We start from the raw sequence: 26,632 nt of genomic DNA, 5'->3' as shown, positions 1-26,632 counted from the left end.
GGGCCAAGATAGGCGCGGATCCCCAGCTCGATGGCGCTGGCGGCGGAATTGGCAAATTCCGCATAGGTTTCCGCCATTTGCGGTAGAACATCGAGGTGATCGGCAGCGCCGTCGTGATGCCATTCCGGATCAGCTGGGCGAAAGCATACTTCATTTTGAAGGTCTGCTCTTCTTCGCTGTACATCTCGATCGGGCCGGATTGCAGATAATCCTCGGGCCAGGTCCGCCCCTTGGCCCAGTCGGGCTGATTGTCGAAAGCCAGCACCGTCGTATCAAGATCGCCAAGCGCATTCAGGTCGATGAAGCCCGGCCCGAGGACCGCATTGCCACCGTCAATCTCGATATCGACCTGACCCTCGAACGCCTTGCCGACATAGAGGATCGTGTCGCCCCGGAACACCACTTCGCCATTCAGCAAGGTCCGGTGAGAGCGGCGCATCCCAGGCGATGACATAGCGGGCGCGGATGCGGGTGGTGGTCGACGACATGGCTGGTCCTTGGGCTTCGATTTCAGAAAGGGGCAGGGCGGCAGGCATGGTCACTTGCGGCGCCTGATCAGCATGAGCCTTGTGCGCGGATCGAGGGAATCGCGCAGCGAATCTCGAGCAGGTTGAACGCCATGACGAGGATGGTGATCGCAAGGCCCGGGACGGCTGCGATATGGGGGGCGTTGAAGATAAAGTTGCGCCCCTCGCTGGTCATGATGCCCCATTCGGCGGTGGGCGGCTGCACACCAAGACCAAGGAAGCTCAGCCCGGCGGCGGTGATGACCACGGCGCCGACGATGGTGCAGGAATAGACCACCGACGATGCGATCACATTCGGCATCATCTCGGCCAGGATGATCTTATACCCCGGCGTGGCCATGGCCCTTGCCGCCTCGACATAGGCCTGATCGCGTTCAAGACAGGCGGCGGCATAGACGACGCGGGTGTTATAGGGATCAGCGTGACCACCAGCGCGATCATCATATTGCCGATACCAGGCCCCATAAGTGCTGCCAGCAGAATGGCAAGCAATGCCATCGGGAAGGCGAACAGCACATCCATCGAGCGCATGATCACCGAGCCCGCAACCGGATACCAGGCGCCAAACATCCCCAGCGGGACAGAGATCACCGCGCCGAGCACAACGGGGGTGATGCCGCAAAGCAGCGTGTAGCGCGCGCCATAGATCAGGCGCGAAAGGATATCGCGGCCCTGGTTGTCAACGCCGAGCCAGTGGCCGGGCGTGCCGGGTGGGCGCAGACGCATCGACGGGTCGGCCTCATTCGGCGGCCAGGGGCAATCCAGGGCGCGAAAACCGCAGCCAGAAAGAAGATCAGGATGATGCCAACCGCAATACGTGCGACCGGATCACCAAGGACGCCGCGCCAGACGAAATAAAGGTTCGAGCGGCGCTTTTCTGCCGGCTGCCTTCTGCGGCCGGTCTCAAGGGACACATCGCTCATGTCTCAGCCTTTCTTGGGGTCAAGCGCGTAAACCGCGATATCTGACAGCAGGTTGCCGATCACGAAGACCACCGCCACGACCAGCACACAGCCCTGGATCATCGGGATGTCGCGTTGCAGGATCGCGTCATAGACCTGCAGGCCGATTCCCGGCCAGTTGAAGATGATTTCAGTGAAAATCACGCCGCCGAACAGATAGCCGATCTGCAGTCCGCCGATACTGGCGAAGGTCGGCAGGGTATTGCGTACCGCATGGCGCAGAACCAGCTGGCTGCGCTTTAGTCCGCGGGCCTTGCCGGCAAGGATATAGGGCTGCGCCATCACGTCGATCATCCGCGAGCGGGTGACACGGGCCACGACCGCCACCGAACCGCCGCGGTCACGGCCGCCGGCAGGATGAGGTGATGGATCAGATCCAGAACCCACCCGGACTGGCGACATTATACATTCCCGATATCGGGAAGAGCTTCCATTTGAAGCCAAAGAAATAGAGCATGATGATGCCCAGCCAGAAGGCCGGAAGACTGGCAAGGACCAGTGTGATCACCACCACGACCCGGTCGGTGATGCTGCGGAATTTTGCTCCCGACAGCACCGCCAGCAGAAAGCCGAAGACCAGCACGATGACAAGGCTGCCCGCCATCAGGATCAGCGAGTTGATGATCTTGGGCCCAAGTATCCCGGCGACAGGCAGTTGCTGCGACAGTGAGACGCGATATCGCCTGCAAACGCGCCGTGAACCAGATGCCGTATTGCACGACAAGCGAACGGTCGAGGCCCATCTGCTCGCGCAGGGCCTGAAGCTGTTCCTGCGAGGCCATCCGGCCAAGGATGGAAAGCGCAATATCCCCGGCACCAGCTGGACCGCGAGAAAGACGATGACGGTGACGCCGATCAGGACCGGGATCGCGGACAGCATCCGCATGAAGGTGAACTGGAGGATTTGCATGAAGACTTTCTCTTGCCTGCCTGCCCCCCGTTTCCGGACGATTGCCGGAGACACTATGTCCGGAAACGGGGGCGCGATCTGAAGACCGGTTCGGCGCGGCTTACTCCTTGACGATGGAGGTCAGATCGAACCAGTGCTGCGGGGCAAGCCGGAAGTCCTTGATGCCGGGAACCGCGACATAGACGGAATTCGTCGCGAAATAGCTTGAGAAAGCCATGTCTTCGGCCACGATATCGCGGGCTTCCTGCAATTTGGCGACCATCTCCTCTTCCGAGCCGGCAGCGCGCGCTTCGCTCAGCAGCCGGTCCATCTCAGGGTTGTCGTAATAGCCGGAATTGCAGCAGTTCGGCGGCATCACCGTGGTCGGGAGCAGCTGGTCAAGCCAGGAGAAGGTGCTTTCCCCCAGGAGGCCGAGGTGATCCCGGTGCCGTCACGCATCCCCGCCGACATCATGTCCCAGAAGGCATTGTTGTCGAACATCTCGATTTTGGCGCGGATGCCGACCTTTGCCCAGTCGCGCTGCAGCCATTCCGCATCGCCTTTGGTATTCACATCGGCGCCGCCGCCGAAGGTCCAGTCCATCCTGGTGTCCAGCCCGTCGGGATAGCCGGCCTCGGCCAGCAGCGCCTTCGCGCCTTCCGGATCATAATCGCAATCGCGGAACTCCGGATCATAACCGGGGCCGCCGGGGTTCAGCACGCCCCAGGTCGGCTGCGCATAGCCCATGCGCTGATAAAGCGCCATTTCTTCGCGATTGATCGCCATACAGGCCGCTTTGCGCACCCGCACATCCTTAAAGATTTCGTCCTTTGTATTGAACCACATGACATAGATCATCGGGGACGGCCCGGTGATCAGCTGAAGTCCCTGGGCCTCGAGCATTGCGATGGAATCCGGCGAGGGTGTGCCGATGATATCGACCTCGCCGGACATGATCGCGAGTTCGCGGGTCGAGACTTCCGGCATCGCGCGCAGGATGATGCGGTCGGTTTTCGGGATCCGCTCCGGGTTCCAGTAATCGGGGTTCCTTGCGATGGTGACGCGTTCCCCGGGCACCCGCTCGACGAATTTGAAAGGCCCGGTCCCGATCGGGTTCTGCTCGATCCCGTCATTGCCGAATGTCGCCACCGCCGTCGGAGAGACCATGCGCGGCGACCCGGACCCGCCCGCCGTCAGACGGCGCAGAAACTCGGCATTTGGCTGCGTGAGCGTGATGGTGAACGTATAGGGGTCAACGACCGCGTAGCTTTCCAGATCGCCCCAGACCCAGCCCATCAGCCCCGGAGAGGCCGGCACGAAATATTCGAAATCAGGATTGGTCATGCGGTCGAGATTGAACTTTGCCGCATCGGCATTCCAGTCGCTGCCGTCGTGGAATTTTACGCCCTTGCGCAGATGGAACGTATAGGTCCTGCGGTCGTCCGAGATGTCCCAGCTCTCGGCCAGGGCGGGGACAATCTCGGGAACCGCGTCGCCGCCTTTCGTCAGATCTTCCTCGACAAAGGTCTCGTAGACATGGCGGATCACTTTAAAGGTGTTCCAGGTCCGCGCCGCTGCCGGATCCATGCGGCTGAAATCTGCCTCGACCCCCATGACGATGGTGCTTTCAGCCAGTGCCGGGCTGAACCCGGCCATGAGACCCAGAAGCGCGGTGGAGGCGATCCCACGCCGCAGGCCTTTGACAAAAATTGACATTGTAGTGCTCCTGTTGGGATTTTTGTTTTGTTTTGTTTTGTTTTGTTTTGTTTTTTGGTGGCTCAGGCGGTGGCGGGGTACAGAAGGCAGGCCACGCTGCGCTGATCATGCAGGGTCCTCAGCGCGGGCATTGCCCTGGCGCATTCGGGCATCCGTTGCTGGCAGTTCGAGACATAGGGGCAGCAGGGGCCGGACATGGCCGGGGCCGCCGATTCCAGATCTTCCGCGCGCTCTGCCGCCGCTTCCCAGCGGTTGTCGCGCTTCAGATGCAGCACGGTGCCCAGAAAGTCCTGGGTGAAAGGATGCATCGGCTGGCGGTACACCTGATCGCTCTCGCCGGTTTCCAGGAGCTTGCCGCGATACATCACCATGGTGCGGTCGCAAAACTGCCGGACGATCTTCAGATCATGCGAGACAAAGAGGAATGTCAGCCCGAGTTTGACCTGAAGATCCCTGAGCAGCGTCAGGATCTGCGCCTGGATCGACACATCCAGCGCCGAGACGGGCTCGTCGAGGAACAGGAATTCCGGCTCCAGCGTCAGCGCCCGCGCGATGGCGATCCGCTGGCATTGCCCGCCGGAAAACTCGTGCGGATAGCGGTAAGCCTGCCCGGGATCGAGCCCGACCAGCTGCAAAACCTCATCGACCCGCGCCTGCACCTCATCCGCACGCATCCCGAAGTTCAAAAGCGGCCTGGCCACATTCTCGGCGACCGTCCGCCTTGGGTTCAGCGATTGCAGCGGGTCCTGAAACACGATCTGGGCCCGGCGCCGGTGCAGCCGCAACTCGGCAGGGCCGAAGCTGCGCAGATCGGCACCGTCATAGGTGATGCTGCCACTGTCGGCCTCGATCAGACGCAGGATCATCCGGCCCAGCGTTGATTTCCCCGAGCCGGATCCGCCGACACAGCCAAGGATCTCGCCTTTGCGGATATTGATCGAAATATCGCTTACCGCAGGGTTCTCCGAGATCTTGCGCCTCAGGAACGAGCCCCGCCTGACGCGGAAGGTTTTCGACAGATTGCGGATTTCAATCAGGTTTTTCACTTCAGACCTCGGCAAAATGGCATCTGACGAAGCGCTCGTCGGCAAGGCTGCGCCAGTCCGGAACCTCTGCGCGGCAAATCGCTTCGGCGCGGCCGCAGCGGGGTGCAAACCGGCATCCTTTCGGCGCCAGGGCGAGGTTCGGCGGCTCACCCTCGATTGACCGCCACTCGGCCGTCGGCTCGTCGGGGTCCGGGATCGCGGCGATCAGGGCCTGGGTATAGGGGTGTTTCGGATCGCTCAGCAGCGCATCAATCGGCGCCGATTCCTGGATATGCCCGCCATACATGACCAGAACCCGTGTCGCGACGGCTGCAACCACGCCCATGTCATGGGTGATGATGACAATCGGCAACCCCGTGCTCCGGCTGCGTCGCTTCAGCAGCAAAAGGATGCGCGCCTGAACCCCTACATCAAGCGCGGTGGTTGGCTCATCGGCGATCAGAATCTCGGGCTTGCAGGCCAGTGTCATCGCAAGCGCGATCCGCTGGCACATCCCGCCCGACAGCTGATGCGGATAGCTTGCCATGACACGATCAGCCTCGTTAAAGCCGACCTGGTTCAGCGACAGGATGGCCGCCTCGCGGGCCGCAGCTTTGCTGAGCCCGGTTTCATGACGCCGCAGTGTTTCGATCAGCTGTGCGCCAATGGTGAAAGAAGGGTCAAGCGAGGCGCGCGGGTTCTGAAAAATCGTCCCGATCCGCCGCCCCCTGACCTCGGCCATCTGCTTTTCGCTGAGGCCCAGCAGATCAAGCCCCCTGAGACTTACTGTCCCGCCAAGATAGATCGCCGGCGGTGTGCTGATCAGACGGGCCAGCCCCATCGAGGTCACGGTCTTGCCTGAACCTGACTCGCCGATGATGGCGAGAATTTCCCCGGAAGATACCGAAAAGCTTATGTCTTCAGTTGCGACGACAGTTCCGTTTGGCGTGGCAAAGCCTACAGAAAAGCCGTTCACCTCAAGTATGGGTGCGTCCGTCATCTACCTGTCCGAGTGAATTTGTCACCCGAACTTATTCGGAAGTTGAAGAGTTATTATGTCGAAATTTAATAAACATTTATCAACAAATGAGGCCAATCATTCCCGCCAGATCTGATGCAGTCTTCGGCTGTCGAGAGGTGGCGACGAGGGTGATGGGGACCAGCTGACGCCCGTGAGGCCGCGCTCTGTGGTTCAAAATTCCGCTTTCCCCAACGGAGCCTGGTGCATATCCACATCTGCCGGCGAACGGGCCTTCTGCTCAGGTAACCTATGTGCCGCCCTGCGCGCCAGCCATCCCTGGTGCGACGCAGCGTGCAACATGAAGGCTGAACTGTGCGCGGATGTCACCTTGCCGCGCCACCATACAATGGCATAAATTGTATGCGTGCAATCATGGGCAGCAAAGGCCGAGCATGTGGACCCCCTGGATCACCGATGGCGCGAGACTGAAATATCTCGGCATCGTCGAGGCGCTTGAAGCGGATATTCGCGCCGCAAGGATCGGGCCGGGCGAGCGGCTGCCGCCACAGCGCAGCATTGCCGAACAGCTGGGTGTGGATCTGACCACCGTGACCCGCGCCTTCAACGAAGCGCGCCGCCGAAGGCTTGTGGCGGCCCAGGCCGGGCGCGGGACTTTCGTGCGCGATGATCCGGCTGAATTCTTCCCCGACGAGCCCGCGCCGGTGCTGGATCTGAGCATGAACATCCCGCCTCAGCCCGAGGGGATCGATTTCCGCAAACTGATCCCGCAGGGACTGGCTGCGATCCTTAATGGCCCAAGGGGCGGGGTGAGCCTGCAATATCAGGAAAGCAGCGGCGGCATGGCAGACCGGATCGCCGCGACACAATGGCTCTCGCGGTGCCACGGGGCGCTGACGCATGACCGGGTGCTGGTCACCGCCGGGGCGCAATCGGCACTGTTCGCGCTGACCGATCTGCTGGTTCCCCGGGCGCGCATATCGCCGCCGGCGAGATGACTTACCCCGGGCTGAAGGCCAGCGCGGCGCAGCGTGGCGCGATGATCGACCGATTGCGATGGATGCCGGCGGGCTGATCCCCGATGACTTCCGCCGTCTGTGCGAGGCGCGGGCGCCGCATGCGCTCTATGTCACGCCCAGCATCGACAACCCTACGACCGCCACCCTGCCCGAAGCGCGGCGCATCGCGATTGCAGAGATCGCGCGCAAATACAGTGTCGCCATCATCGAGGATGACCCATATGCGCCTTTGCGCGCAGAACAGCTGCCGTCTTTCCTGACGCTGGCGCCGGATCTGACCTGGCATCTGGCCACCCTGTCGAAATCGGTCACGCCCGCGTTGCGGGTGGCCTATGTCGTGGCGCCCGATCCGGCGCGGGCCTTGCGACTGGCGTCGATCTTGCGGGCGACGGTCCTGATGGCGCCGCCGCTTCTGGCCAGCCTTGCGACCCGCTGGCTGCGCGAAGGCGTGGTGGATGAGATCGCCGCCGCGATCCGCGCCGAAAACCGCATCCGTCAGGCCCTGGCGGCCAAGGCCTTCCGGGGGGCCGATTTCCGCGCTGACCCCGAGGGCCATCACCTCTGGCTGCGCCTGCCGCCGCATTGGCGGGCGACGGACTTTGCCGAACATGCCGACCGCGCCGGTGTCTCGATCGTGCCGGCATCGGCCTTTGCGACCGGCGAACATGCCTCGGCGCATGTGCGGATCTCACTTGGTGTGGCGCCAGACCGGGGCGTGCTTGAAGAAGGGTTGCAGCAGCTGGCCGGGCTGATGCAGCGGCCAGCGGGGGCAGTGCGGGCCGTGGTCTGATTGCCGCCGTGATGCAGGCCGAAACGGGCCTTTGCCCGCCAGGTCATCGGTCATGCTCCGCGCCGGGATACTGTTTTCCGCACTGCGGAAGGCATCATCTTGCAGCCGGATCGGCTTTGCCCCACCCCTGAAAGCCGGAACCCATCCGCAAAGCGAGCCAGAGATGTCGCAAGAGCCCGTGCTGTCGACCCTTGATCAGGGTGTGCTGCTGATCGAGCTGAACCGCCCCGAGCGGATGAACGCCTTCACCGAAGAAAGTCATCTGCGGCTGCGCGAGATCCTTGCGCGCGCGGCTGAGGATCACGCCGTGCGGGCCGTGCTCCTGACCGGGCGTGGCAAAGCGTTCTGCGCGGGACAGGATCTGAACAACCGCGATCCCCGCCAGCCGGGGCCGCGCAGCGATCTCGGCCAGTCGCTGGGCAGGTTTTACAACCCGACCATCCGTGCCCTCCGTGGGCTGCAAAAGCCGGTAATCTGCGCAATGAACGGGGCGGCGGCGGGTGCCGGTGTGGGGTTGGCGCTGGCCTGTGATATTGTTATCGCGGGCGAGAGCGCTAAGTTTGTGCTGTCTTTTTCCAGGCTTGGACTGGTTCCTGATGCCGGGTCCAGCTGGTGTCTTACCAGAATTCTCGGCGAAGCCCGCGCCAAGGCGCTGTTGCTGACCGGAGAGACGATCCCGGCCCGCGCGCGGCAGAGCTGGGTCTGATCAGCAAATCGGTCCCCGATGCGGAGCTTGCAGATGCGGCCCGGGCGCTGGCCGGTAAACTGGCCGCCGGCCCGACCCTTGGGCTTGGCCTGATGAAAACGCTTATCCAGGAGGCCGGCGGGCGCGATTTTGACAGCCAGCTCGAGGCGGAACGGCTGGCGCAGCAATCCGCAGGCTTCAGCGATGACTATGCCGAAGGGGTGACCGCCTTCCTCGAGAAACGCCCGGCGCTGTTTCGCGGCAGCTGAGGCCGCCCGGGCAGTCCTTCCGCTCTGCGGGACGAAGCCGGGGATATTGGCTTTGACCTTTCGGGCGCCCTGCGGTCACTGGAGAGCAGTGAAACAGTCTTGCGGAGGCGAGAATGGCAGCAGAACTCGCGTTGAAAATTGGTGTGGCCGGCGCCGGAGCGATGGGGGCGGGCATTGCGGAAACCGCCGCCGCAAGTGGCATTGCCGTCATCCTGACCGATCTGCGGCAGGGGGCTGCTGCCAGCGCCATTGCGGCAATTCTCGCCCGCGCTGCAAAGCGGGTCAGCAGCGGTAAGCTGTCCCAGGGCCAATATGACGCCCTTGCGGGCGCGCTCATCGCCGCCGACAGCCCGGACGCACTGGCAGATTGCGATCTGGTGGTCGAAGCGATCATCGAGGATCCCGCCGCGAAACAGGCTTTGTTTGCCCGGCTGGAGGATCTTCTGGCCCCGAGGCACTGATCGCCAGCAATACATCCTCGCTGCCGATCGGGGTGATCGCGCGCGACCTGAAACATCCCGAGCGTTTCGCGGGGCTGCATTTTTTCAATCCGGTGCCGCTGATGAAACTGGTCGAGGTGATCCCCGGCCCGCGCACCAGCCGTGAAACGATGGAGCGGCTGCTCGCGGTCGCGCGCCATCTTGGCAAGGAACGGTTGAGGTGCGCGACACGCCCGGCTTCCTTGTGAACCACGGCGGGCGGGCCTATCCGACCGAAGCGCTGATGGCGTTGCAGGAGGGGGTGGCCAGCCCGGCTGAAATCGACGCGATCATGCGCGATTGCTGCGATTTCCGTATGGGTCCGTTCGAGCTGATGGATCTGACCGGAATGGATGTGAATTTCACCGTCTGCGAGTTCCTGCATCAGAGCTATTTCGCCGAGCCGCGCCTGCGCTCGACCACCTATCACCGCTATCTGCTGCAAACCGGCCAGCTGGGCCGCAAGACGGGGCAGGGTTTTTACACCTATCGCGATGGCGCCGGCCAACCGTCGGCTGATTTCATCAGCACCGCAGCGCCGGCACAGCAGGTGGTTCTGGCCGAAGATCTGGCCGAGCTGCGTGATTTCGCGGCCTCTCTCGACTGCCGGGTCGCGGCCGAGGATGATGGTGCCAGCCCGGTGCTGGCCTTCCCGGTCGGCGAAGATCTGGCGGCCCATGCGGCCCGGCTTGGCTTGCCGGCCACCAGGCTGGTGGCAGTGGATCTGGCCTTCGACAGCACGCGGCGCGTGGTGCTGATGACCACGGTCGGGGCCGATCCGGCGGCGCGCGATGCGGTGGCGGCGGCAGTGTGTGCAAGCGGGCGCAGGGTCACCGCGATTGCCGATTCCACCGGCTTTGTCGCGCAACGGATCGTTGCAGCAGTGGCCAATCTCGGCTGTGAAATGGCGCAGATGGGGCTTGCCGCGCCTGGTGATATCGATAAGGCCATGCGGCTTGCGATGAATTACCCCTGCGGTCCGCTGGAATGGGTGGATCGGGTTGGCGCGGCGCGGATGCTGACGATTTTGCGCAATATGCAGGCGCTCAGCGGGGATGACCGTTACCGCCGAGCGCCTGGCTGCGGCGGCGCGCGACGCTGGGGCTCGATATCCGCAGCCTGTAAGAAAAAAGCGGCGCCGGGATCGCAGCCGGCGCCGGCTTTACAGCAGTTCCTGTACGGTTTCGCGCAGGATTGGGGCAATGATGCCGCGCATATTGGCGACCGAGATCGACCCGGTGGCAAAGGGCACCGTAATCGCGGCCTGCTCATGCGCGGTGCTGATGCCGACCGATACCGCGCTGATGCCGCGGCGCCAGGTGTCGCGGCTGAAAGAGACGCCATCCTTGCAGGCCGCCTCCAATGCCGCATTAAAGGCGGTGACATTGCCATTTTGCTGGGTGAGCTGGCCACGGATCCGGCTGGCAAGCTGGCGCCGCTCTTTCTCGGGCAGGATCGAGAGATAGGCAGGCCCGGCCGCCGAGGTGGCAATCGGCAGTCGCCCGCCCACAGCAAAGCGCACCGCCAGGATATCCGAGCCGGACACAACCTGGACAAAGGTCAGATACATGCCATCGCGCACACAAAGCGCCGCGGTCTGGCCGGTTTTTTCGGCCAGCACCTTCAGCAATGGCGTCGCACGGTCGATCAGGGCAAATCCGGTCAGCACCGAATAGCCGAGATTCAGGCTTTTCGGGGTCAGCTCATAGCTGCGGCCGGTTTCGCTGTGGCGCAGATATCCCAACCGCATAGCGGTATAAGTCAGCCGGCTGATGGTCGAAGGCGGCAGGCCGGTGCTTTTTGACAGATCACTGTTCGACATCGGCTTTTTCTGCTTAGACAGCGCCTCGAACAACTGCAGCCCCCGGGCGAATGCTTCGACAAACTGACGATCTTCCTGCGACATCCCTGGCTCCAGTATTCCGCTCTGCGAAATGAATTCCCTGCCTATGGCATTGCAGAATGCCGGATGAAAATCCAGTCTCCGGCGCAAGGGAAATCCGCAAATGCGGGTTCGGAGTAACCTGGAGGGGATATGCTCACCGGTGATATGTTGCGGCGCTCAGCCGAGCGCTTTCCGGAAAAGCGCGCCATTCTGTGGCAGGACAGGTCCATCAGTTATGGCGATCTGGACCGCGAGGCCAGTCGTTTTGCCCATGCCCTTCTGGGCCTTGGTCTTGGCAAGGGCGGCAAGGTCGGCGTCCTCAGCCGCAACCGCATCGAATATGGCAGCGTGTTTTTCGGCACCGCCCGCACCGGCGGGGTGATCGTCAATATCTCCGTGCTCTATGCGGCGGAAGAGCTGGCCTATGTGCTGGACAAGGCCGATGTCGAAATTCTGGTCTATGAAGATGTCTTTGCCGCTCGCGTCGCCGAAGCGGCGCAATCACTGCCCAAGATCCGTCATTTCATCACCCTCGGCGCCGCGCAGCCCGGTGCCCATGATTTCCAGGCCCTGATCGCGGATCAGCCCGATCATGTGCCGGAAGTGGAGATCCATGAGGATGATCCCTTCTGCATGACCTATACCGGCGGCACCACGGGGCGGCCCAAGGGCGTGCTGGCCAGCCATCGCAACCGCGTCACCACCGCGCATACGGTGATGCATCACGAAAATATCCAGGAACGCGATGTGGTGGGGATTGTAACCCCGCTGTTCCATGTCGCGGCGCTGAACATCATGTTTCAGCCGGCAGTGCTGGCCGGGGCGACCTGCACCTTCCTGACCAAATGGGATGTGCAGGACTTTGCACATATGGCGCAGCGCACCGGAATGACCGCCTGTTTCATGGTGCCGACCCAGGTCGCAATGGTGGTCTCGGATGCGAATTTCCAGGCCTCGAATTATGTACAATGGGAAAAACTGGCCTTTGCCGGCGCCCCGATGCCCGATTGGGTACAGCGCGATCTGATGGAAAAGCTGCCCGCGATCAGGCTGACCCAGATCTATGGTCAGTCGGAAGTGGGGGTGATCACCACCCTTGGCCACTGGCATCTGCCCGAGCGTCTCGGCTCCATCGGCCAGCAGGCTTATAATGTCGATCTTGCGGTCGTGGACCCCGATGGCAATGCCGTGGCGCCGGGGGTGATCGGCGAGCTGGTTTCACGCGGCGCGAATGTCATGCTGGAATATTACAACGAGCCGGAGCAGACCGCGAAGTTCTTCCGGCATGGCTGGGGCTGGACCGGCGATCTGGCGGTGATGGACGAGGCGGGCTTTGTCACCCTCGTTGACCGCTCGAAAGACATGATCATTTCGGGTGGTGAGAACATCTATCCCAAAGAGATCGAGAACGCGATCTTCGGCCTCGACGCCGTAGCGGAATGCGCGGTCTTTGGCATTCCCGATGATAAATGGGGTGAGGTGCCGGCAGCATATATCCTGCTCAAGGCCGGGGCCGTGCTGGAAACCGAAACCGTTGTCGCGCATTGCGAGAAGACGCTGGCGCGGTTCAAGCGTCCTCGCCTTGTCACTTTCGTCGAAAGTTTCCCCAAGACGCCGATTGGCAAAATCCAGAAGAACCTACTGCGGGAGCCCTTTTGGGCAGGCCGGGAGAAGAACATATGAGCCTCGATATCACCACCTATAAGCGGCTGAAATTCGACTGGCCGGATGCCGGTATTCTGCGCATTACCATGGATAATCCGGGCCGGCTGAACTCGGCCGACCGGATCATGCATGGCGAGCTGTGCCGGGTCTGGCGCGATATCGACGCTGCCGATGATGTCCGCAGCGTCATCATTCGCGGGGCGGGCGAGGCTTTCTCATCTGGGGGCGATCTCGATCTCGTCAAAGAGATGACCGAGGATTTCACCACGCTCACCCGGGTGTGGAAGGAAGCGCGCGATCTGGTCTACAATATCATCAACTGCTCAAAGCCAATTGTGTCTGCGATGCAGGGGCCGGCGGTCGGGGCCGGTCTGGTGGCTGGCCTGCTGGCCGATGTCTCGATTGCCTCGAAGACCGCGCGCATCATTGATGGCCATACAAGGCTTGGCGTGGCTGCGGGTGATCACGCGGCTATCGTCTGGCCGCTGCTCTGCGGTCTTGCCAAGGCCAAATATTATCTGCTGCTCTGTGAATCGGTTTCGGGCGAAGAGGCCGAGCGGATCGGGCTGATCTCGCTGGTCACCGAAGATCACGAATTGCATGACAAGGCGCTGGAGGTTGCGCGCAAACTGGCCAAGGGCTCGCCGAGCGCGATCCGCTGGACAAAATACGCGCTCAACAACTGGCTGCGCATGGCCGGCCCCACTTTCGATACTTCGCTGGCGCTGGAATTCATGGGCTTCTGTGGCCCGGATGCACGCGAAAGGCTGGCGTCTCTGAAGGAAAAGAGGCGCCCGAATTTCGACCAGGATTGCCCGCTCTGAGATCATGTGACCATGAGAGAAGCTTTTATCTGCGCCGGGGTGCGGACCCCGATCGGGCGCTTTGGCGGCGCTTTGGCGACAATCCGGCCCGATGATATGCTGGCGCTTGTGCTGGCCGAGGTGGTGGGCCGCGCGCCGGGCCTGGACCCGCTGGCGATTGACGATGTGTTCACCGGCTGTGCCAATCAGGCTGGCGAAGACAACCGCGACGTGGCCCGGATGGGGGTGCTGCTGGCCGGCCTGCCGCAATCCGTGCCGGGACCACGCTGAACCGGCTTTGCGGTTCTGGGCTGGATGCGGTGGGGCTCGCGGCGCGCTCCATTCTTTCCGGCGATGCCGAGGTGATTATCGCCTCGGGCACCGAAAGCATGACACGCGCGCCCTTCGTGCAGGGCAAGGCTGAAACCGCCTTCTCGCGTCAGGCCGAGATCTATGACACCACCATTGGCTGGCGCTTTGTTAACCCGGTGCTGAAACGGCAATATGGTGTCGATTCCATGCCGGAGACGGCCGAGAATGTCGCCGGGCGCTTTGGAATTACCCGCGAGGATCAGGACGCTTTCGCCCTGCGCAGCCAGCAGCGGGTGGCTGCCGCCCAGGCGTCGTGTGGCTTTGACGATGAAATCCTCCCGGTCAGCATCGCGCAGCGTAAGGGCGATCCGGTGGTGTTCGGTCGCGACGAACATCCGCGCCCGACCACGCTGGAGGCGCTGGCAAAACTGCCGACCCCGTTTCGCGAGGGCGGTTCGGTCACGGCAGGCAATGCCAGCGGCGTCAATGACGGGGCGGCCGCGGTGCTTGTCGCCTCGGCGGCGGCGGTAAAACGCTTCGGCCTGACGCCGATGGCGCGGATCACCGGGCTGGCCACCGCCGGTGTCGAGCCGGCGATCATGGGAATGGGGCCGGTTCCGGCCAGTCAGAAACTGATGGCGCGGCTGGGGCTGTCCATCGCGGATTTCAGCCGGATCGAGCTGAATGAGGCCTTTGCCGCGCAAAGCCTTGCCTGTCTGCGCCAGCTTGGCCTTCCCGATGATGCCGCACATGTCAATCCGCTGGGCGGTGCAATTGCGCTTGGTCATCCGCTGGGAATGTCAGGCGTGCGTCTGGCCCTCACCGCTGCGCTCGGGCTGCACAAGGCCGGCAGCGGCCGCGCATTGGCCACCATGTGCGTCGGTGTCGGTCAGGGCATTGCTCTCGGGCTTGAGGCAGTATGATGACAGAGAAAAATGATCTGGTGCTGGTCGAGGATCTGGGCGCGGTGGTCGTGCTGCGCCTCAATCGTCCCGAAGTGCTGAATGCGCTGAACATGCCGCTGCGCCGCCAGCTCGCGACAATCTTTGAAGGCCTTACCGATGGGGGCACCCTGCGCGCAGTGGTGCTGACCGGCGATGAGAAATCCTTCGCGGCGGGGGCAGATATTGCCGATATGGCGCAGATCGACAGTGTCGATATGTATCTGCGCCATACCGAGCGGCTCTGGGAAGCGGTGGCCCGCTGCCCGGTGCCCGTGATCGCAGCGGTCAATGGCTTTGCGCTTGGCGGCGGTATGGAGCTTGCGATGCATGCCGATATCATTGTCGCCGGAAAATCCGCACGCTTCGGCCAGCCGGAGGTTAAGGTCGGCATCATGCCAGGCGCAGGCGGCACCCAAAGGCTGACCCGCGCGGTGGGTAAGTTCAAGGCGATGCGGCTTTGCCTGACCGGCGAGATCATTGACGCAGACGAGGCCTCGGCAATGGGGCTGGTCAGCGAAGTTGTGGAAGATGATCAGGTCTTCGATCACGCCATGGGACTGGCACGGCGGATCGCCGGCCTGCCGCCCATCGCGGTGAACCAGGTCAAAGAGGTTATCCTGCATGGCCAGGATGCCTCGCTTTCTGCGGCACTCGCGCTGGAGCGCAAGGCGCTGCAGATTCTGTTCTCGACGCAGGATAAATTTGAAGGCATGGCCGCCTTCACCGAAAAAAGACGGCCCAGCTATACGGGCCGCTGATCAGCAAAGCGGAGGAAATCATGGATCTGGGCATTTCGGGTCGGGTGGCGCTGGTGCTGGGCGGCAGCAAGGGGCTTGCCTATTCAACCGCGCGCCATCTGGCGGCGGCGGGGGTGCGGGTGGTGCTGAATGGCCGCGACGCCGAGGCAGGCGCCGCCGCCGCGGCCGGGCTTGGCCATGGCGCCTTTTTCGTGCAGGGCGATGTGTCGCAGCCGGGCGTCACCGCCCGGGTCATCGCAGAGGCACAGGCCAGCGCCGGACAGATTTCGATCCTGGTGACCAATGCCGGCGGGCCACCCACCGGGCGGTTCACCGATCATGATATCGAGACCTGGCGCCAGGCCCTGGAAACCAATATGCTCTCGGCGATCTCGGCCACCCAGATGCTGTTGCCGGATATGATTGCGGATGGCTTTGGCCGCATCGTGAACATCACCTCTTTCGCGGTGAAAGAACCCTATCCGAATATGGCTTTGGCCAATTCGGTGCGGGCCGGCCTGACCGGTGCGATGGCGACGCTGGCGCGTGAGACCGTCGCGCAGGGGTGACAGTGAACAATGTCCTGCCCGGTCTGATGGCGACCGGCGCGCTTGATCGCGTCATCCGCGCGAAGGCAAAACGCGAGGGAATCACCGAGACCGAGGCCGCCGCCGCCATGGCCGGATCGGTGCCGGCGCAGCGCCTGGGTACGGCAGAAGACTTCGGTCCGATCGCCGCATTCCTGTGCTCGGCCCATGCCGGATATATCACCGGCCAGAATATCGCGGTGGATGGCGGTCTGACCCGCGGGCTGCTCTGAGGTCTTCCGCAGAGCGGAACGCTTTGCCGCATTGTGGTGATGCTGGCGGGGCAAAGAGCGGCCATATTGTCCGCAATGAGAGGGAGGAAGCTCATGAAGATTTTCGTTTCTGCGCTGGCATTGCTGGCCGCAGGTGCCACTGCTGCATCGGCTGAAATTTCAAATAACTCGGTCAAAATCGGCGTGTTGACCGATCAGAGCGGGGTGTTCTCTTCCCTGGCGGGAACCGGCTCTGTGGTCGCAGCTGAGATGGCGATTGCAGATTTCGGCGACCGGCTCGGCAAGATCGAGCTGGTCAGTGCAGATCACCAGAACAAGGCTGACATCGGCACCCAGATTGCACGGCGCTGGTATGATGTCGAAGGCGTCGATCTGATCGTTGACGTGCCGAATTCTTCGGTGGTGCTGGCGGTTCAGGAACTGGCGCGCGAAAAGGACAGGCTGCTGATCGTCTCGGGCGCGGGCACTGCCAGCCTGACCAATGAGAACTGCTCGCCCAACGGTATTCACTGGACCTGGGACACCTATGCGGTGGCGGTTTCGACGGGCAAGGCCATGGTTGCCCAGGGGGGTGACAAATGGTTTTTCCTGACCGCTGACTATGCGTTCGGCCATACTATGCAGGCCGATGTGACCGCGGTGGTTGAAGGCGCAGGTGCCTCGGTTGTCGGCACCGCGATCGCACCGCTGAACACGGCGGATTTCTCGACCTATCTGCTGCAGGCGCCTTCGGCCGGGGCCAATGTGATCGCCCTCGCCAATGGCGGCACCGATACGATCAACTCGCTGAAGCAGGCGCAGGAGTTCGGTCTGACCATGCAGGCCAAACTGGCCGGTCTTGCGATCTTCCTGACCGACGTGCATTCGATGGGTCTCGATTCCGCGCAGGGTCTCTATCTGACCACCGGCTTCTACTGGGACCGCACCGATGAAAGCCGCGCCTGGTCGCAGCGGTTCTTTGAAAAGCACGGCGCGATGCCGACCATGTCGCAGGCCGGGGTCTATTCGGCCGTGACCCATTACCTGAATGCCATCGCTGAAACCGGCACCGATGCCGCCGGTCCGGTGATCGCGCAGATGAAGGCAACGCCGGTCAATGACTTCTTCACCGAGAATGGCGTGATCCGCGACGACGGCCGCATGGTGCATGATATGTATCTCGCCCAGGTCAAAACCCCGGCGGAATCCACCGGCCCGTGGGATTATTACAATATTCTCGCAACCGTCCCCGGTGACGAAGCCTTCCGCCCGCTCGCAGACAGCGCCTGCCCGCTGGTAAAATAAAGCCCCGGAGCAGCGGCCCCCTGCGGATGGCCGCTGCCTTTCCCCGCTTCAGCGCAGCCCGAAAGATGTCAAATGTCCGATGATATTGTCCTGAAAGCGACGGGTCTGACCAAGGATTTCAAAGGGTTTCGTGCCGTGGATGCGGTGAACCTGAAAGTTAAGCGCGGTTCCGTCCATGCGCTGATCGGCCCGAATGGTGCCGGGAAATCCACCTGTTTCAATCTCTTGACCAAGTTCCTGACCCCAAGTGCCGGCACCATCACCTATGATGGTCGTGACATCACCCGCCTGAAGCCGGAGGTGATTGCGCGGATGGGTCTCGTGCGCTCGTTTCAAATTTCGGCGGTGTTCGGCTCGATGACCGCGCTTGAAAATGTGCGCATTGCCCTGCAGCGGCGCCGCCATGGCGACAGCTGGGATTTCTGGCGCAGCCAGAAGGTGCTGGCGCACCTCGAAGATGAGGCAATGGACCTGCTGGATCAGGTTGGTATGACAGGGTTCGCCCGGGAACAGGCCAGTGATCTTTCCTACGGGCGCAAGCGTGCGCTGGAAATCGCCACCACGCTGGCGCTGGATCCCAAAGTCCTGCTGCTTGACGAGCCGATGGCCGGCATGACGCAGGAGGATGTCGCCCGCATCACCACGCTGATCGCGCGGGTCGCTGTCGGGCGCACCGTGCTGATGGTCGAACATAATCTCTCGGTGGTCGCAACGCTTTGCGACCGCATTACCGTCCTCGCACGCGGCGCCATCCTGGCAGAGGGCAGCTATGACGAGGTTTCCAAAGACCCGCAGGTCATCAATGCCTATATCGGGGTGCCCAATGGCTGATAGGCTTTCTCAGAACGCGCATTTTCAGGTTACGGATCTTGAGGCCTGGTATGGTGAAAGCCATGTGCTGCACAGGGTCAGTTTCGACATTCGCGAAGGCGAGGTGGTGACCCTTCTGGGCCGCAATGGCGCCGGCAAAAGCACCACGCTCAAATCCATCATGGGCATGATCAAACGCCGGCAGGGTTCTGTCCGGCTGCGGGAAAAAGAGCTGGGCCGCGCCTCCAGCCGGGCCATCGCCCGGGCCGGGATCGCCTTTTGCCCCGAAGATCGCGGCATCTATTCCAGCCTGACCGTGGAAGAGAACCTGATGCTGCCGCCGGTGGTGGCCAGCGGTGGCATGAGCGTGGCCGAGATCCACACGCTTTTCCCGAACCTCGCCGAACGCCGCCGGAGCCAGGGCACCCGGCTTTCAGGCGGCGAACAGCAGATGCTGGCAATCGGCCGGATCCTACGCACCGGCGCCCGGCTTTTGCTGCTTGATGAGCCGACCGAGGGCCTGGCTCCGGTGATTGTGCAGCAGATCGGCGCCACCATCCGCCAGCTGAAAGAGCGCGGCTATACGGTGCTGCTGGTCGAACAGAATTTCCACTTCGCGGCGTCGGTGGCCGACCGCCATTACGTGATGGATCACGGTCAGGTGGTCGACATGATCCCTGGCCCGGAAATCGCCGACAATATGGCGAAGCTCAGCACATATCTGGGGGTCTGAGGCGCAAATATGCTTATATTCGGAATACCACTGCAGCTGCTGTCGACCCAGATCCTGCTGGGTCTGATCAATGGTGCATTTTACGCGATCCTCAGCCTTGGGCTTGCGATCATCTTTGGCCTGCTGAACATCGTAAATTTCGCCCATGGCGCCTTTTACATGATGGGGGCCTTTGGCGCATTGCTGATGCTGGATCACTTTGCGATGAATTACTGGCTGGCGCTGCTTGTGGTGCCGCTGACCATCGGTCTGCTGGGCTGTGTGATCGAACGGCTGATCCTGCGCCGGATTTATGATCTCGACCATCTCTATGGCATGATCCTGACCTTCGGCATGGGGCTGGTGATTGTCGGGCTGTTTCGCAATCAATATGGCGCGACGGGCCTGCCCTATTCGATGCCCGCGGCTTTGCAGGGCGGCTATAATCTCGGCTTCATGTTTCTGCCGGCCTCGCGCGCCTTCGTGATCCTCGCCTCGGTGGCGGTCTGTCTGGTGACCTGGCTGGTGATCGAGAAGACGAGGCTCGGCTCCTGGCTGCGGGCGGCAACCGAAAAGCCGGCACTGACCGAGGCTTTCGGCATCAATGTGCCTTTGCTGATCACCCTGACTTACGGTTTTGGTGTCGCCCTTGCCGGCTTTGCCGGAGTCCTGGCCGCGCCGATCTATTCGGTCAATCCGATGATGGGGTCTGACCTGATCATCGTGGTGTTTGCGGTGGTGGTGATCGGCGGCATGGGGTCGATCTCGGGCGCGATCCTGACCGGCTTTATGCTCGGGCTGGTAGAAGGGGTAACCAAGGTCTTCTGGCCACAGGCCTCGACGACGGTGATCTTCGTCATCATGGCAATCGTCCTTCTGATCCGCCCCGCCGGGCTGTTCGGCAAGCAGGCCTGAGATGGCCCGTCAGAAACCAAGGCCCTTCAGACCGCAGGAGCATTGCACATGACCACGCAACCCGAGATCACCGCCGCCGGCCTGCCTGGCATGAGCGCAAGCCATCGCAATCTTTTCCTGCTTTTGCTGGTGATCGTCGCTGTGGCGCCCTTCCTGGCCTATCCTTTGCTGGTGATCAAAGTCCTCTGCTTCGGGCTGTTTGCCCTGTCGCTCAACCTGATGCTGGGCAATCTGGGGCTGCTCTCGTTCGGGCATGCCGCCTATTTCGGCCTGTCCTCCTATGCTGCGGCCCATGCTGCGAAAGTCTGGGGCTTCACCCCCGAGCTCGCGCTTGGCTTTGCGGTGCTGGTAGCCGCTGTGACCGGGGCAGTGTTTGGCGCGCTTTGCGTCCGCCGCCAGGGCATCTATTTTGCCATGGTGACACTCGCCTTCGCCCAGATGATCTATTTCTTCTCGCTCCAGGCTCCGTTTACCGGTGGCGAGGATGGCATCCAGAATGTGCCGCGCGGGGCGTTGTTCGGCCTCTTCTCGCTGCAAAGCGATATGGCGCTTTATGCCCTTGTCGCGGTCGTGTTCTTCGTCGCGGTGCTGGCCCTCTACCGTATCACCTGGTCGCCTTTTGGTCAGGTCCTGCGGGCGATCCGCGACAATGAACCGCGTGCGATCTCGCTGGGCTACCGGGTTGATCGCTACAAATGGGCAGTTTTCGTTCTGGCCGCGGGTTTCGCCGGGCTGGCGGGCGGACTGAAGGCGATTTCCTTTCAGCTGGCGAGCCTCACCGACGTCTATTGGGGCATGTCGGGCGAGGTGGTGCTGATGGTGATGATCGGTGGCATGGCCACTTTCTTCGGACCGCTGGTCGGGGCGCTGCTGGTAATCTGGATGCAAAACGAGCTGGCCGCTTTCGGGGCCTGGGTCACCATCATGCAGGGGCTGGTTTTCATGGCCTGCATCCTCGTCTTCCGCAAAGGCCTGCTCGGGACCATCGCCGACAGGCTGGGCCTTAAGGTCTGAGGATCATCAGTGTCGTCCGGCGCCGCCTCACCGGCGCCGGATGGCCGGGTTTCCTGGGTTTTTTCAGCACCGCCACAGGCCTGGTCCCCGGCTGTTCCGGACCGTTTGCGCCACGTCGCGCAGGGCCTCCGAAACCGCCTGTCAGCCCGGATCTGCCGGAGACAGCAGCGCATAGGTCCCGGCGCAAAACCGCGCCTTAAACCGGGCTGATCTGCGCATGCAGCCGCTCTCCCCCCAGGGGGGCAAAGGCGCGCTGTCGGCAGGTCAGGACGATGATCTGCTGATCCTGCGCCACCCGGTGCAGGGCGGTGAACATCGCTTCGATCCGGTCATCATCACTATGGACCAGGGCGTCATCGAGGATCACCGGCACCGATCTGCCCGAGCGGGCAAAGAGCCGCGCGAAGGCCAGCCGTGTCAGCACCGCCAGTTGCTCTCTGGTACCACCGGACAGGATCTCGATCTCTTCATCCTGGCCGTCGCGCATCAGCGCCACCGGCAGGAGGCTGGTATCGTCTATCCTGAGCGACGCCCCCGGATGCAGGATCGACAGCAGCGGGTCAAGTTCGCGCAGGACCGGGTCGAGATAGGCTTCGCGCGCCTCGCGTCTGGCCGCTTCGAGCGCCATCCGCAACCGGGCAAGCGCCTTCACTTCGCGTTCATAACGGGCCGCGCGGGCCAGCGCTGTCGCTTCGCGGCCCCGCAGATCGCCAAGCGCTTCCTCGATCCCCTCATCGGCCAGCGCCCCGATAGAGCCACTTACCCCCGCAAGATCGCTTTCCAGCCGCGCCCGGTCGCGGCGCCGGCCCTCGATCACCGAAGCAAGACGGGTGACAGTCGCCCGGGCGGTCTCGAGATCGGGAGCGTTGCTGGTCAGCCGGGCAAGGGTCCGGGCGGCCTCGGCTTCGGCCCCGGCAAGCCCGGCCTGGGCCTGGGCGAGGTGCAAAAGCCGCGCGGCGAGATCGACCGGGTCACCGGCCTCTGCCCGTATCGCGTCCAGCACCTGCCCGGCGGCCAGATCCGCCGCACGCGATGCCGCGCGCGCCTCGCGCAGGCGGGCATGGCGGGCTTCGGCCTCGCGCCTGTGCACCTGCGCCCGCTCCTCGGTCTCTCTGGCACTGCGGAGCTGGTTTTGCAGGCCGGCAATGCCGTCCGCCGATGCCGCATCCGGTGCCGCGCCCGGCAAATCACCCGCTTCGCTGCGGGCCACCGCCAGTGCCGCGCGCAGGGCGTCAATCCCCTCGGGCGCCAGCTCTGCGAGCAGCGCCTTCGCCTGGGATATGGCCGCATCAAGGCGCCCGGCCTCGGCAAAGGCGTGCCGCGCAGCCGCCAGATCCGCCGCGCCGCAGGCCATCAGCGCCGTGGCCAGCCGGTCCTGCGCCTGTTGCAGCTTTGCCCCGATATCGCCTGCTGCGATCAGGCCCGGGTCGATCACCATCCGGCCGATACCGGGCAGATCCAGCGCGGTGCTGCCCCTGAGCTTCAGCCCTTCCGCGCCAATGGGCTGACCTTCGGCCATGACACGCGCCGCGCCCGAATAGGTGAAGGTGACCGCAACTAGGCGCGCCTCGTCCTGAAGTGCCAGGCGGTCGCGATCGCCCTGGGCTTTTTCCGCCTGATCCAGCAGGTCGCGCGTGACCTTCAAAGGGCTGCGGGCCGCGAGATATTCATCAAGCGCCGCGCGCTGGCGGTCGGCGCGTTCCAGCCTTGCGGCAAGACCTGCCATCCGGTCGCGCGCAGCCAGCGCCAGCCCGGCCCGTTGCGCAAGATCCAGCCGCGCGGCAAGCGCCTGCACCGCCCCCGCGGCGGCGGCCTGTTCGCGGGCCGTTGTCGTATCAAGGGCTGCGGCCTCGCTGGTCAGGGCCTCGGTTCTCGCCAGCTCTTCCGAGGTCTTCGCCTGCGCGGCCAGCGCCTGGCCCAGCCGAAGTTTCAGATCTTCGAGCCGCCGAATCGTTTCCGCGCCCTGCCCGGCGGTCAGCTGCGCCAGTCGCAGGTCGCTTTCGGCCTTGCGGGTCTGTTCGGCATGGGTTTCGGCCGCGCGCAATGCCTGGCCCGCCTGATCAAAGGCGGCCTCATCGCGCGCTGCCTGATCGGGGTCGGCCAGCCGGGTCAGATCGCGGGTGATCGCCGCGCGGTTTGCCAGTTCTGAGGAAAGTCGGGCCACCTTGATCTCAAGCGCCGCGCGGCCCTGGGCCAGCGCCTCTGCCTCATCAGTGGCGCGCGCCCATTCCCCGCCCGATCTCGGGCGCAGTGTATTGGTCGCAAGCTTTGCAAGCGCCTCGTTCACGCGCGCCAGAACCTGGTCCATGCGCCGCCCGCCGGTCATCACTTCGATCTCGCCCGCGACCGAGGACAAAAGATCTCGCCGCGCCGTCAGTGCCTTTTCGCGGTCCGATTTATCGGCGGCACCGGCGCCTTCCGGTTCCATCCCAAGGAGACCCTGGCGCACCCATAAAAGCCCCGATGGCCCGGCCAGCCCCTGGCCTGTCAGCCGGTCAATCCAGGCCTCGGCCTCGTCCTCCTGCGCGATCAGGCGGCCAGAAGCGTCCAGCACCCGCGCCGTCGGGCGCGAGAGCCAGCGTTTCTCCAGCCGGAACCGGCCCTCGGGCAGGTCAAGCTCGACCGCGACCTCGGGGGCACCGCCCGAATGGGGTTGCAGCGACTTTACCGGCGCGCGCGCTGACCGGTGCGGCTGGAAGAACAGCGCATGCAGCGCGTCGAAAAAGGTCGATTTGCCGAATTCATTGGGCTGCGACAGCACCGAGACACCGTCGCCGATCCCGTCGATCCGGGCACGTTTTGCCCCGAAACGGCGCAGATTGGTCAGCTCCAGCGCGCGGATCTTCATGCCTCGACCTCCTGCACCAGGGCATAAAGCCGGGACAGCGCCATTTCGGCCAGCTGACGGTCGGCCTGGGCCAGCGCCGGTCACCGGCCTCGCCAAGCAAGCCTTCTGCGGCCCGGCGCAACGCGCCGCCCCGGTCGATCAGGTCGAGATCATCCGGCTGTACATCCGTGCCAAGGCGGGAAAGATCGGCCTCGAACCAGCCGAAATCCGGGGCGAGCGCGGCCAGCGCGGCCTCAAGGCCGGCGCGTTCTGCCAGGGTCAGACGGCCGCTGGCCTCGATCCGCAAGAGACTGTCACGGCGTTTGTTTTCACCGGGCAGAAGCCCGGCAAGATGGCCCGCAATATCCTCGCCCGGCAGCAGATCGAGCTCTGGCCGCAGCCAGTGGAACTGACCGGTCGGGGTGATTTCCACCCTGGCCGGTGCGCCGCTTGCATCAAGGCTGATCACAAGCGCACCCGGCGCTGTGGCATGTTTGAACCCATCCGCCTCGGGTGTGCCGGAATACCAGGTCGCGGGGCCGATCTGCATCCGCCCATGCCAATCGCCAAGGCCCAGGTAATCAAGACCCGAGAGCCGCGCCCGATCCGGCGGGATGATCCCCGGGCTGCCCTCGCCATCGGTGAAATCCATGATCGCGCCATGGCCCAGGCCGATGCGGATCGCGCCCTCAGGGGTTGGTGCCGACATTGCTTCGGTCAGATCGCGCCCCGGGCGGCGCTGTGATGGGGGCGCCGGCAAAAGCCAGACACCGGTGGCAAGTTCCAGCGCGCCGGGCCGGTCGAGAACCGTCAGATTGGCCGGCGCATCGGCAAGGATCCGGCGCCAGAGCTCGGTCGCCGCGAGACTGTCATGGTTACCGGGCATCAGGAACCAGCGCAGATCGCCCTCGACCGCCATGGCTCGCAGCGCGTGGCGCAAAGTCTCGGGCGAAGGGGTCTCGGCATCGAATGTGTCACCCGCCAGCAGCACATCGCGCGCGCCAGTGTCGCGGGCCGCACGGGCGAGACGGGAAATGACCGTATGGCGCGCCTCGCGCAGGCGGCCGCGAATGTCTTCGGGATAACCGCCAAAAGGCCGGCCCAGATGCAGATCGGAGGTGTGAAGAAAGGTATAGGTCATGCGCATTCCAGGCCAGGGATCAGGGCGGTCCGGCCGCTGATCGCAGTTTGATGCAAGACGGATGCGGCGCGCAAGGCGCGGGATGCCGCAATACTGGCCCTGTCCGCTCTGATCCGGTTATCAATGCGGCTGAAATGGACACATCCTTGTGCCACGACAACCAGGATCTGCGCCGCATGACCGTTTTTTGGGTCTGATGACGCCGGGGATCATGTGGATGCCGGTGGCTGCCAGTCCGGCAAAGTGCCGCGCTGCCTTAGCTGTGATGACAGGCGAGGCGCACTTTCCTCACGCAGGAACCGATGCTGCAACAGCGCCTAGAGGCGGCGCGAGACAAGGATCAGATAGAGCCCGCCCAGCAGCCCAGTGGTCAGGCCGATCGGCATCGCGAGGCCGAAAGGCGCATTCTGGCTGACGAGATCCGCGCTCAGCAGCAGGAGGGCCCCGGCAATTGCTCCCGAAACCACCGGCACATCGGGCGAACGGGTCAGCCAGCGCGCAAGTTGCGGCCCGGCCAGCGCGACAAAGGCAATCGGCCCGGTACAGGCCGTCGCAACGGATGCCAGCCCGACCGAGGCCAGCACCAGAACCAGCCGTGTCCGCGCCGGATCCAGCCCGAGCTGGCGCGCGAGATCATCGCCTATCGACATCACCAGAAGCCGCCGCGCATTCCACAAAACCAGCGGCGCGAAGAGGACCAGCCCGGCAAAGGCGGTTGCGACATGGGTCCAGTCGCGCGCAGCCAGTGATCCGGCCAGCCAGATCTGCGCTGACATCGCACGTTCCAGATCGCCCATCACCATCAACAGCGTGTTCAGCCCGGACATCAGCGCGCCCATGCCGATACCGACAAGGATCAGCCGGTAGCCGCCGCCCCCTTCCCGCCCGCCTTTCCGGCCACGCGCCAGCCAGAGGACGACCAGCGCCGTCATCACCCCAGATGCGACCGCCGCCAGCGCGGTCTGCACCGGCCCGGCATTGAACAGGATGATCTGCGCGATTGCGCCGCTTGCCGCGCCGGTGGTGAAACCGATCACATCCGGCGATCCGAGCGCATTGCGTGAGATCGACTGAAACACCGCGCCGGACATGCCAAGCGCCGCCCCGACCATCGCGGCGGTCAGCAGCCTCGGCAGCCGGATGCGCAAGACGAGGCGGTTGATCACATCGGTTTCGGCCTGACCGGTCAGACCCGCCAGCGCTCCGGCAGGCGTCAGCCGCATGGTGCCACTGGCCAGCAGGAACAGGCCCAGCAGCAGGCCGAGGGCGATCAGCAGCCCGCAGACCAGCATGGCGCGGGGCCGCCATAACAGGCTGATCCCGCCGATCCGCAAGACGCGCTGACCTCCGGCTCTCACAGCCGCACCAGCCGGAAACGCCGCGCAACATGGATGAAGAACGGCCCGCCAAGGATCGCCGCGAC

General features: G+C 63.5%; 25 protein-coding genes and 3 pseudogenes. 15 read left to right on the top strand and 13 right to left on the bottom strand.

Annotation, left to right across the window (positions count from 1 at the left end; translation table 11 throughout):
* The 8 genes and pseudogenes from QNO18_RS21040 to QNO18_RS21005 form a co-directional block, all read right to left on the bottom strand.
* Positions 1–439: pseudogene (locus tag QNO18_RS21040) on the bottom strand (hypothetical protein); the annotation flags it as partial.
* A gap of 116 nt (positions 440–555) precedes the next feature.
* Positions 556–1,149 (bottom strand): ABC transporter permease subunit, encoded by a 594-nt coding sequence (locus tag QNO18_RS21035; protein WP_283179471.1) that lies wholly within the window; start codon positions 1,147–1,149, stop codon positions 556–558.
* A gap of 304 nt (positions 1,150–1,453) precedes the next feature.
* Entirely contained in the window at positions 1,454–1,807 is a 354-nt protein-coding gene (locus tag QNO18_RS21030) for an ABC transporter permease (protein ID WP_283179470.1), read from the bottom strand.
* A gap of 52 nt (positions 1,808–1,859) precedes the next feature.
* Positions 1,860–2,399 (bottom strand): hypothetical protein, encoded by a 540-nt coding sequence (locus QNO18_RS21025; protein ID WP_283179469.1) that lies wholly within the window; start codon positions 2,397–2,399, stop codon positions 1,860–1,862.
* Between the two features lie 100 nt (positions 2,400–2,499).
* A complete protein-coding gene (locus QNO18_RS21020) occupies positions 2,500–2,754 on the bottom strand; it encodes a hypothetical protein (RefSeq protein ID WP_283179468.1) in 255 nt (84 codons plus the stop codon).
* Positions 2,754–4,094 carry an ABC transporter substrate-binding protein gene (locus QNO18_RS21015; protein WP_283179467.1) on the bottom strand — a complete coding sequence of 447 codons (1,341 nt, stop codon included), beginning with the start codon at positions 4,092–4,094 and terminating at the stop codon, positions 2,754–2,756. Before QNO18_RS21015 ends, QNO18_RS21020 begins: the two co-directional genes overlap by 1 nt.
* Positions 4,095–4,156: 62 nt before the next feature.
* Complete coding sequence (locus QNO18_RS21010) at positions 4,157–5,140, bottom strand: oligopeptide/dipeptide ABC transporter ATP-binding protein (protein WP_283179466.1); 984 nt, start codon at positions 5,138–5,140, stop codon at positions 4,157–4,159.
* A gap of 1 nt (position 5,141) precedes the next feature.
* The gene (locus QNO18_RS21005) at positions 5,142–6,119 is read right to left on the bottom strand and encodes an ABC transporter ATP-binding protein (RefSeq protein ID WP_283179465.1); all 978 of its coding nucleotides are present in this window, start codon (positions 6,117–6,119) and stop codon (positions 5,142–5,144) included.
* Positions 6,120–6,532: 413 nt separating this feature from the next.
* Between QNO18_RS21005 and QNO18_RS21000 the strand changes: the two genes are divergently transcribed.
* From QNO18_RS21000 to QNO18_RS20985, 4 genes and pseudogenes are all read left to right on the top strand, one after another.
* Positions 6,533–7,096: a GntR family transcriptional regulator gene (locus tag QNO18_RS21000; protein WP_283179464.1), complete on the top strand. Its 564-nt coding sequence runs from the start codon at positions 6,533–6,535 to the stop codon at positions 7,094–7,096.
* Positions 7,097–7,154: 58 nt separating this feature from the next.
* Positions 7,155–7,907 (top strand): PLP-dependent aminotransferase family protein, encoded by a 753-nt coding sequence (locus QNO18_RS20995; RefSeq protein ID WP_283179463.1) that lies wholly within the window; start codon positions 7,155–7,157, stop codon positions 7,905–7,907.
* A 163-nt stretch (positions 7,908–8,070) separates the two neighbouring features.
* Positions 8,071–8,861, top strand: a pseudogene (locus QNO18_RS20990) (enoyl-CoA hydratase-related protein).
* A 113-nt stretch (positions 8,862–8,974) separates the two neighbouring features.
* Entirely contained in the window at positions 8,975–9,322 is a 348-nt protein-coding gene (locus QNO18_RS20985; RefSeq protein ID WP_283179462.1) for a 3-hydroxyacyl-CoA dehydrogenase NAD-binding domain-containing protein, read from the top strand.
* Here QNO18_RS20985 and QNO18_RS20980 read toward each other — a convergent pair.
* Positions 9,252–10,019 (bottom strand): hypothetical protein, encoded by a 768-nt coding sequence (locus QNO18_RS20980; RefSeq protein WP_283179461.1) that lies wholly within the window; start codon positions 10,017–10,019, stop codon positions 9,252–9,254. The genes QNO18_RS20985 and QNO18_RS20980 overlap by 71 nt on opposite strands.
* 483 nt (positions 10,020–10,502) lie before the next feature.
* Positions 10,503–11,246, bottom strand: a complete 744-nt coding sequence (locus QNO18_RS20975; RefSeq protein WP_092904569.1) for an IclR family transcriptional regulator — start codon at positions 11,244–11,246, stop codon at positions 10,503–10,505.
* Between the two features lie 129 nt (positions 11,247–11,375).
* Here QNO18_RS20975 and QNO18_RS20970 point away from each other — a divergent pair, with 129 nt between their 5' ends.
* The 11 genes and pseudogenes from QNO18_RS20970 (at position 11,376) to QNO18_RS20920 (ending at position 21,241) form a co-directional block, all read left to right on the top strand.
* Complete coding sequence (locus QNO18_RS20970) at positions 11,376–12,908, top strand: AMP-binding protein (RefSeq protein ID WP_283179460.1); 1,533 nt, start codon at positions 11,376–11,378, stop codon at positions 12,906–12,908.
* Positions 12,905–13,714: an enoyl-CoA hydratase/isomerase family protein gene (locus tag QNO18_RS20965; RefSeq protein WP_283179459.1), complete on the top strand. Its 810-nt coding sequence runs from the start codon at positions 12,905–12,907 to the stop codon at positions 13,712–13,714. Before QNO18_RS20970 ends, QNO18_RS20965 begins: the two co-directional genes overlap by 4 nt.
* A gap of 12 nt (positions 13,715–13,726) precedes the next feature.
* A pseudogene (gene pcaF, locus QNO18_RS20960) lies at positions 13,727–14,928 on the top strand (3-oxoadipyl-CoA thiolase).
* Positions 14,928–15,707, top strand: a complete 780-nt coding sequence (locus tag QNO18_RS20955; protein ID WP_092904561.1) for an enoyl-CoA hydratase-related protein — start codon at positions 14,928–14,930, stop codon at positions 15,705–15,707. Before pcaF ends, QNO18_RS20955 begins: the two are co-directional and overlap by 1 nt.
* Positions 15,708–15,727: 20 nt before the next feature.
* Positions 15,728–16,255: an SDR family NAD(P)-dependent oxidoreductase gene (locus QNO18_RS20950; protein ID WP_283179458.1), complete on the top strand. Its 528-nt coding sequence runs from the start codon at positions 15,728–15,730 to the stop codon at positions 16,253–16,255.
* Between the two features lie 2 nt (positions 16,256–16,257).
* Positions 16,258–16,506 carry an SDR family oxidoreductase gene (locus tag QNO18_RS20945; protein ID WP_283179457.1) on the top strand — a complete coding sequence of 83 codons (249 nt, stop codon included), beginning with the start codon at positions 16,258–16,260 and terminating at the stop codon, positions 16,504–16,506.
* A 93-nt stretch (positions 16,507–16,599) separates the two neighbouring features.
* On the top strand, positions 16,600–17,790 hold the full coding sequence (locus QNO18_RS20940) for an ABC transporter substrate-binding protein (RefSeq protein ID WP_198835898.1): 1,191 nt from the start codon (positions 16,600–16,602) through the stop codon (positions 17,788–17,790).
* Positions 17,791–17,862: 72 nt separating this feature from the next.
* Positions 17,863–18,621 (top strand): ABC transporter ATP-binding protein, encoded by a 759-nt coding sequence (locus tag QNO18_RS20935; protein WP_283179456.1) that lies wholly within the window; start codon positions 17,863–17,865, stop codon positions 18,619–18,621.
* A complete protein-coding gene (locus QNO18_RS20930) occupies positions 18,614–19,333 on the top strand; it encodes an ABC transporter ATP-binding protein (protein ID WP_283179455.1) in 720 nt (239 codons plus the stop codon). The genes QNO18_RS20935 and QNO18_RS20930 overlap by 8 nt, the downstream gene beginning before the upstream one ends.
* A 9-nt stretch (positions 19,334–19,342) precedes the next feature.
* Positions 19,343–20,227 carry a branched-chain amino acid ABC transporter permease gene (locus tag QNO18_RS20925; RefSeq protein WP_283179454.1) on the top strand — a complete coding sequence of 295 codons (885 nt, stop codon included), beginning with the start codon at positions 19,343–19,345 and terminating at the stop codon, positions 20,225–20,227.
* A gap of 48 nt (positions 20,228–20,275) precedes the next feature.
* Complete coding sequence (locus QNO18_RS20920) at positions 20,276–21,241, top strand: branched-chain amino acid ABC transporter permease (RefSeq protein ID WP_283179453.1); 966 nt, start codon at positions 20,276–20,278, stop codon at positions 21,239–21,241.
* Between the two features lie 196 nt (positions 21,242–21,437).
* Here the strand turns inward: QNO18_RS20920 and QNO18_RS20915 are convergent, their stop codons facing one another.
* From QNO18_RS20915 to QNO18_RS20905, 3 genes are all read right to left on the bottom strand, one after another.
* Entirely contained in the window at positions 21,438–24,089 is a 2,652-nt protein-coding gene (locus QNO18_RS20915) for a chromosome segregation protein SMC (protein WP_283179452.1), read from the bottom strand.
* Positions 23,983–25,209 carry a DNA repair exonuclease gene (locus tag QNO18_RS20910; RefSeq protein WP_283179451.1) on the bottom strand — a complete coding sequence of 409 codons (1,227 nt, stop codon included), beginning with the start codon at positions 25,207–25,209 and terminating at the stop codon, positions 23,983–23,985. The genes QNO18_RS20915 and QNO18_RS20910 overlap by 107 nt, the downstream gene beginning before the upstream one ends.
* 317 nt (positions 25,210–25,526) lie before the next feature.
* Positions 25,527–26,543: an iron chelate uptake ABC transporter family permease subunit gene (locus QNO18_RS20905; RefSeq protein ID WP_283179450.1), complete on the bottom strand. Its 1,017-nt coding sequence runs from the start codon at positions 26,541–26,543 to the stop codon at positions 25,527–25,529.
* Positions 26,544–26,632: the final 89 nt, after the last annotated feature.

This window comes from Gemmobacter sp. 24YEA27 (assembly GCF_030052995.1).
In the GTDB taxonomy this organism is placed as follows: Bacteria; Pseudomonadota; Alphaproteobacteria; order Rhodobacterales; family Rhodobacteraceae; genus Pseudogemmobacter.
Note: the sequence above shows the minus strand (reverse complement) of the source record. Positions and strands in the feature narration are given on the sequence as shown.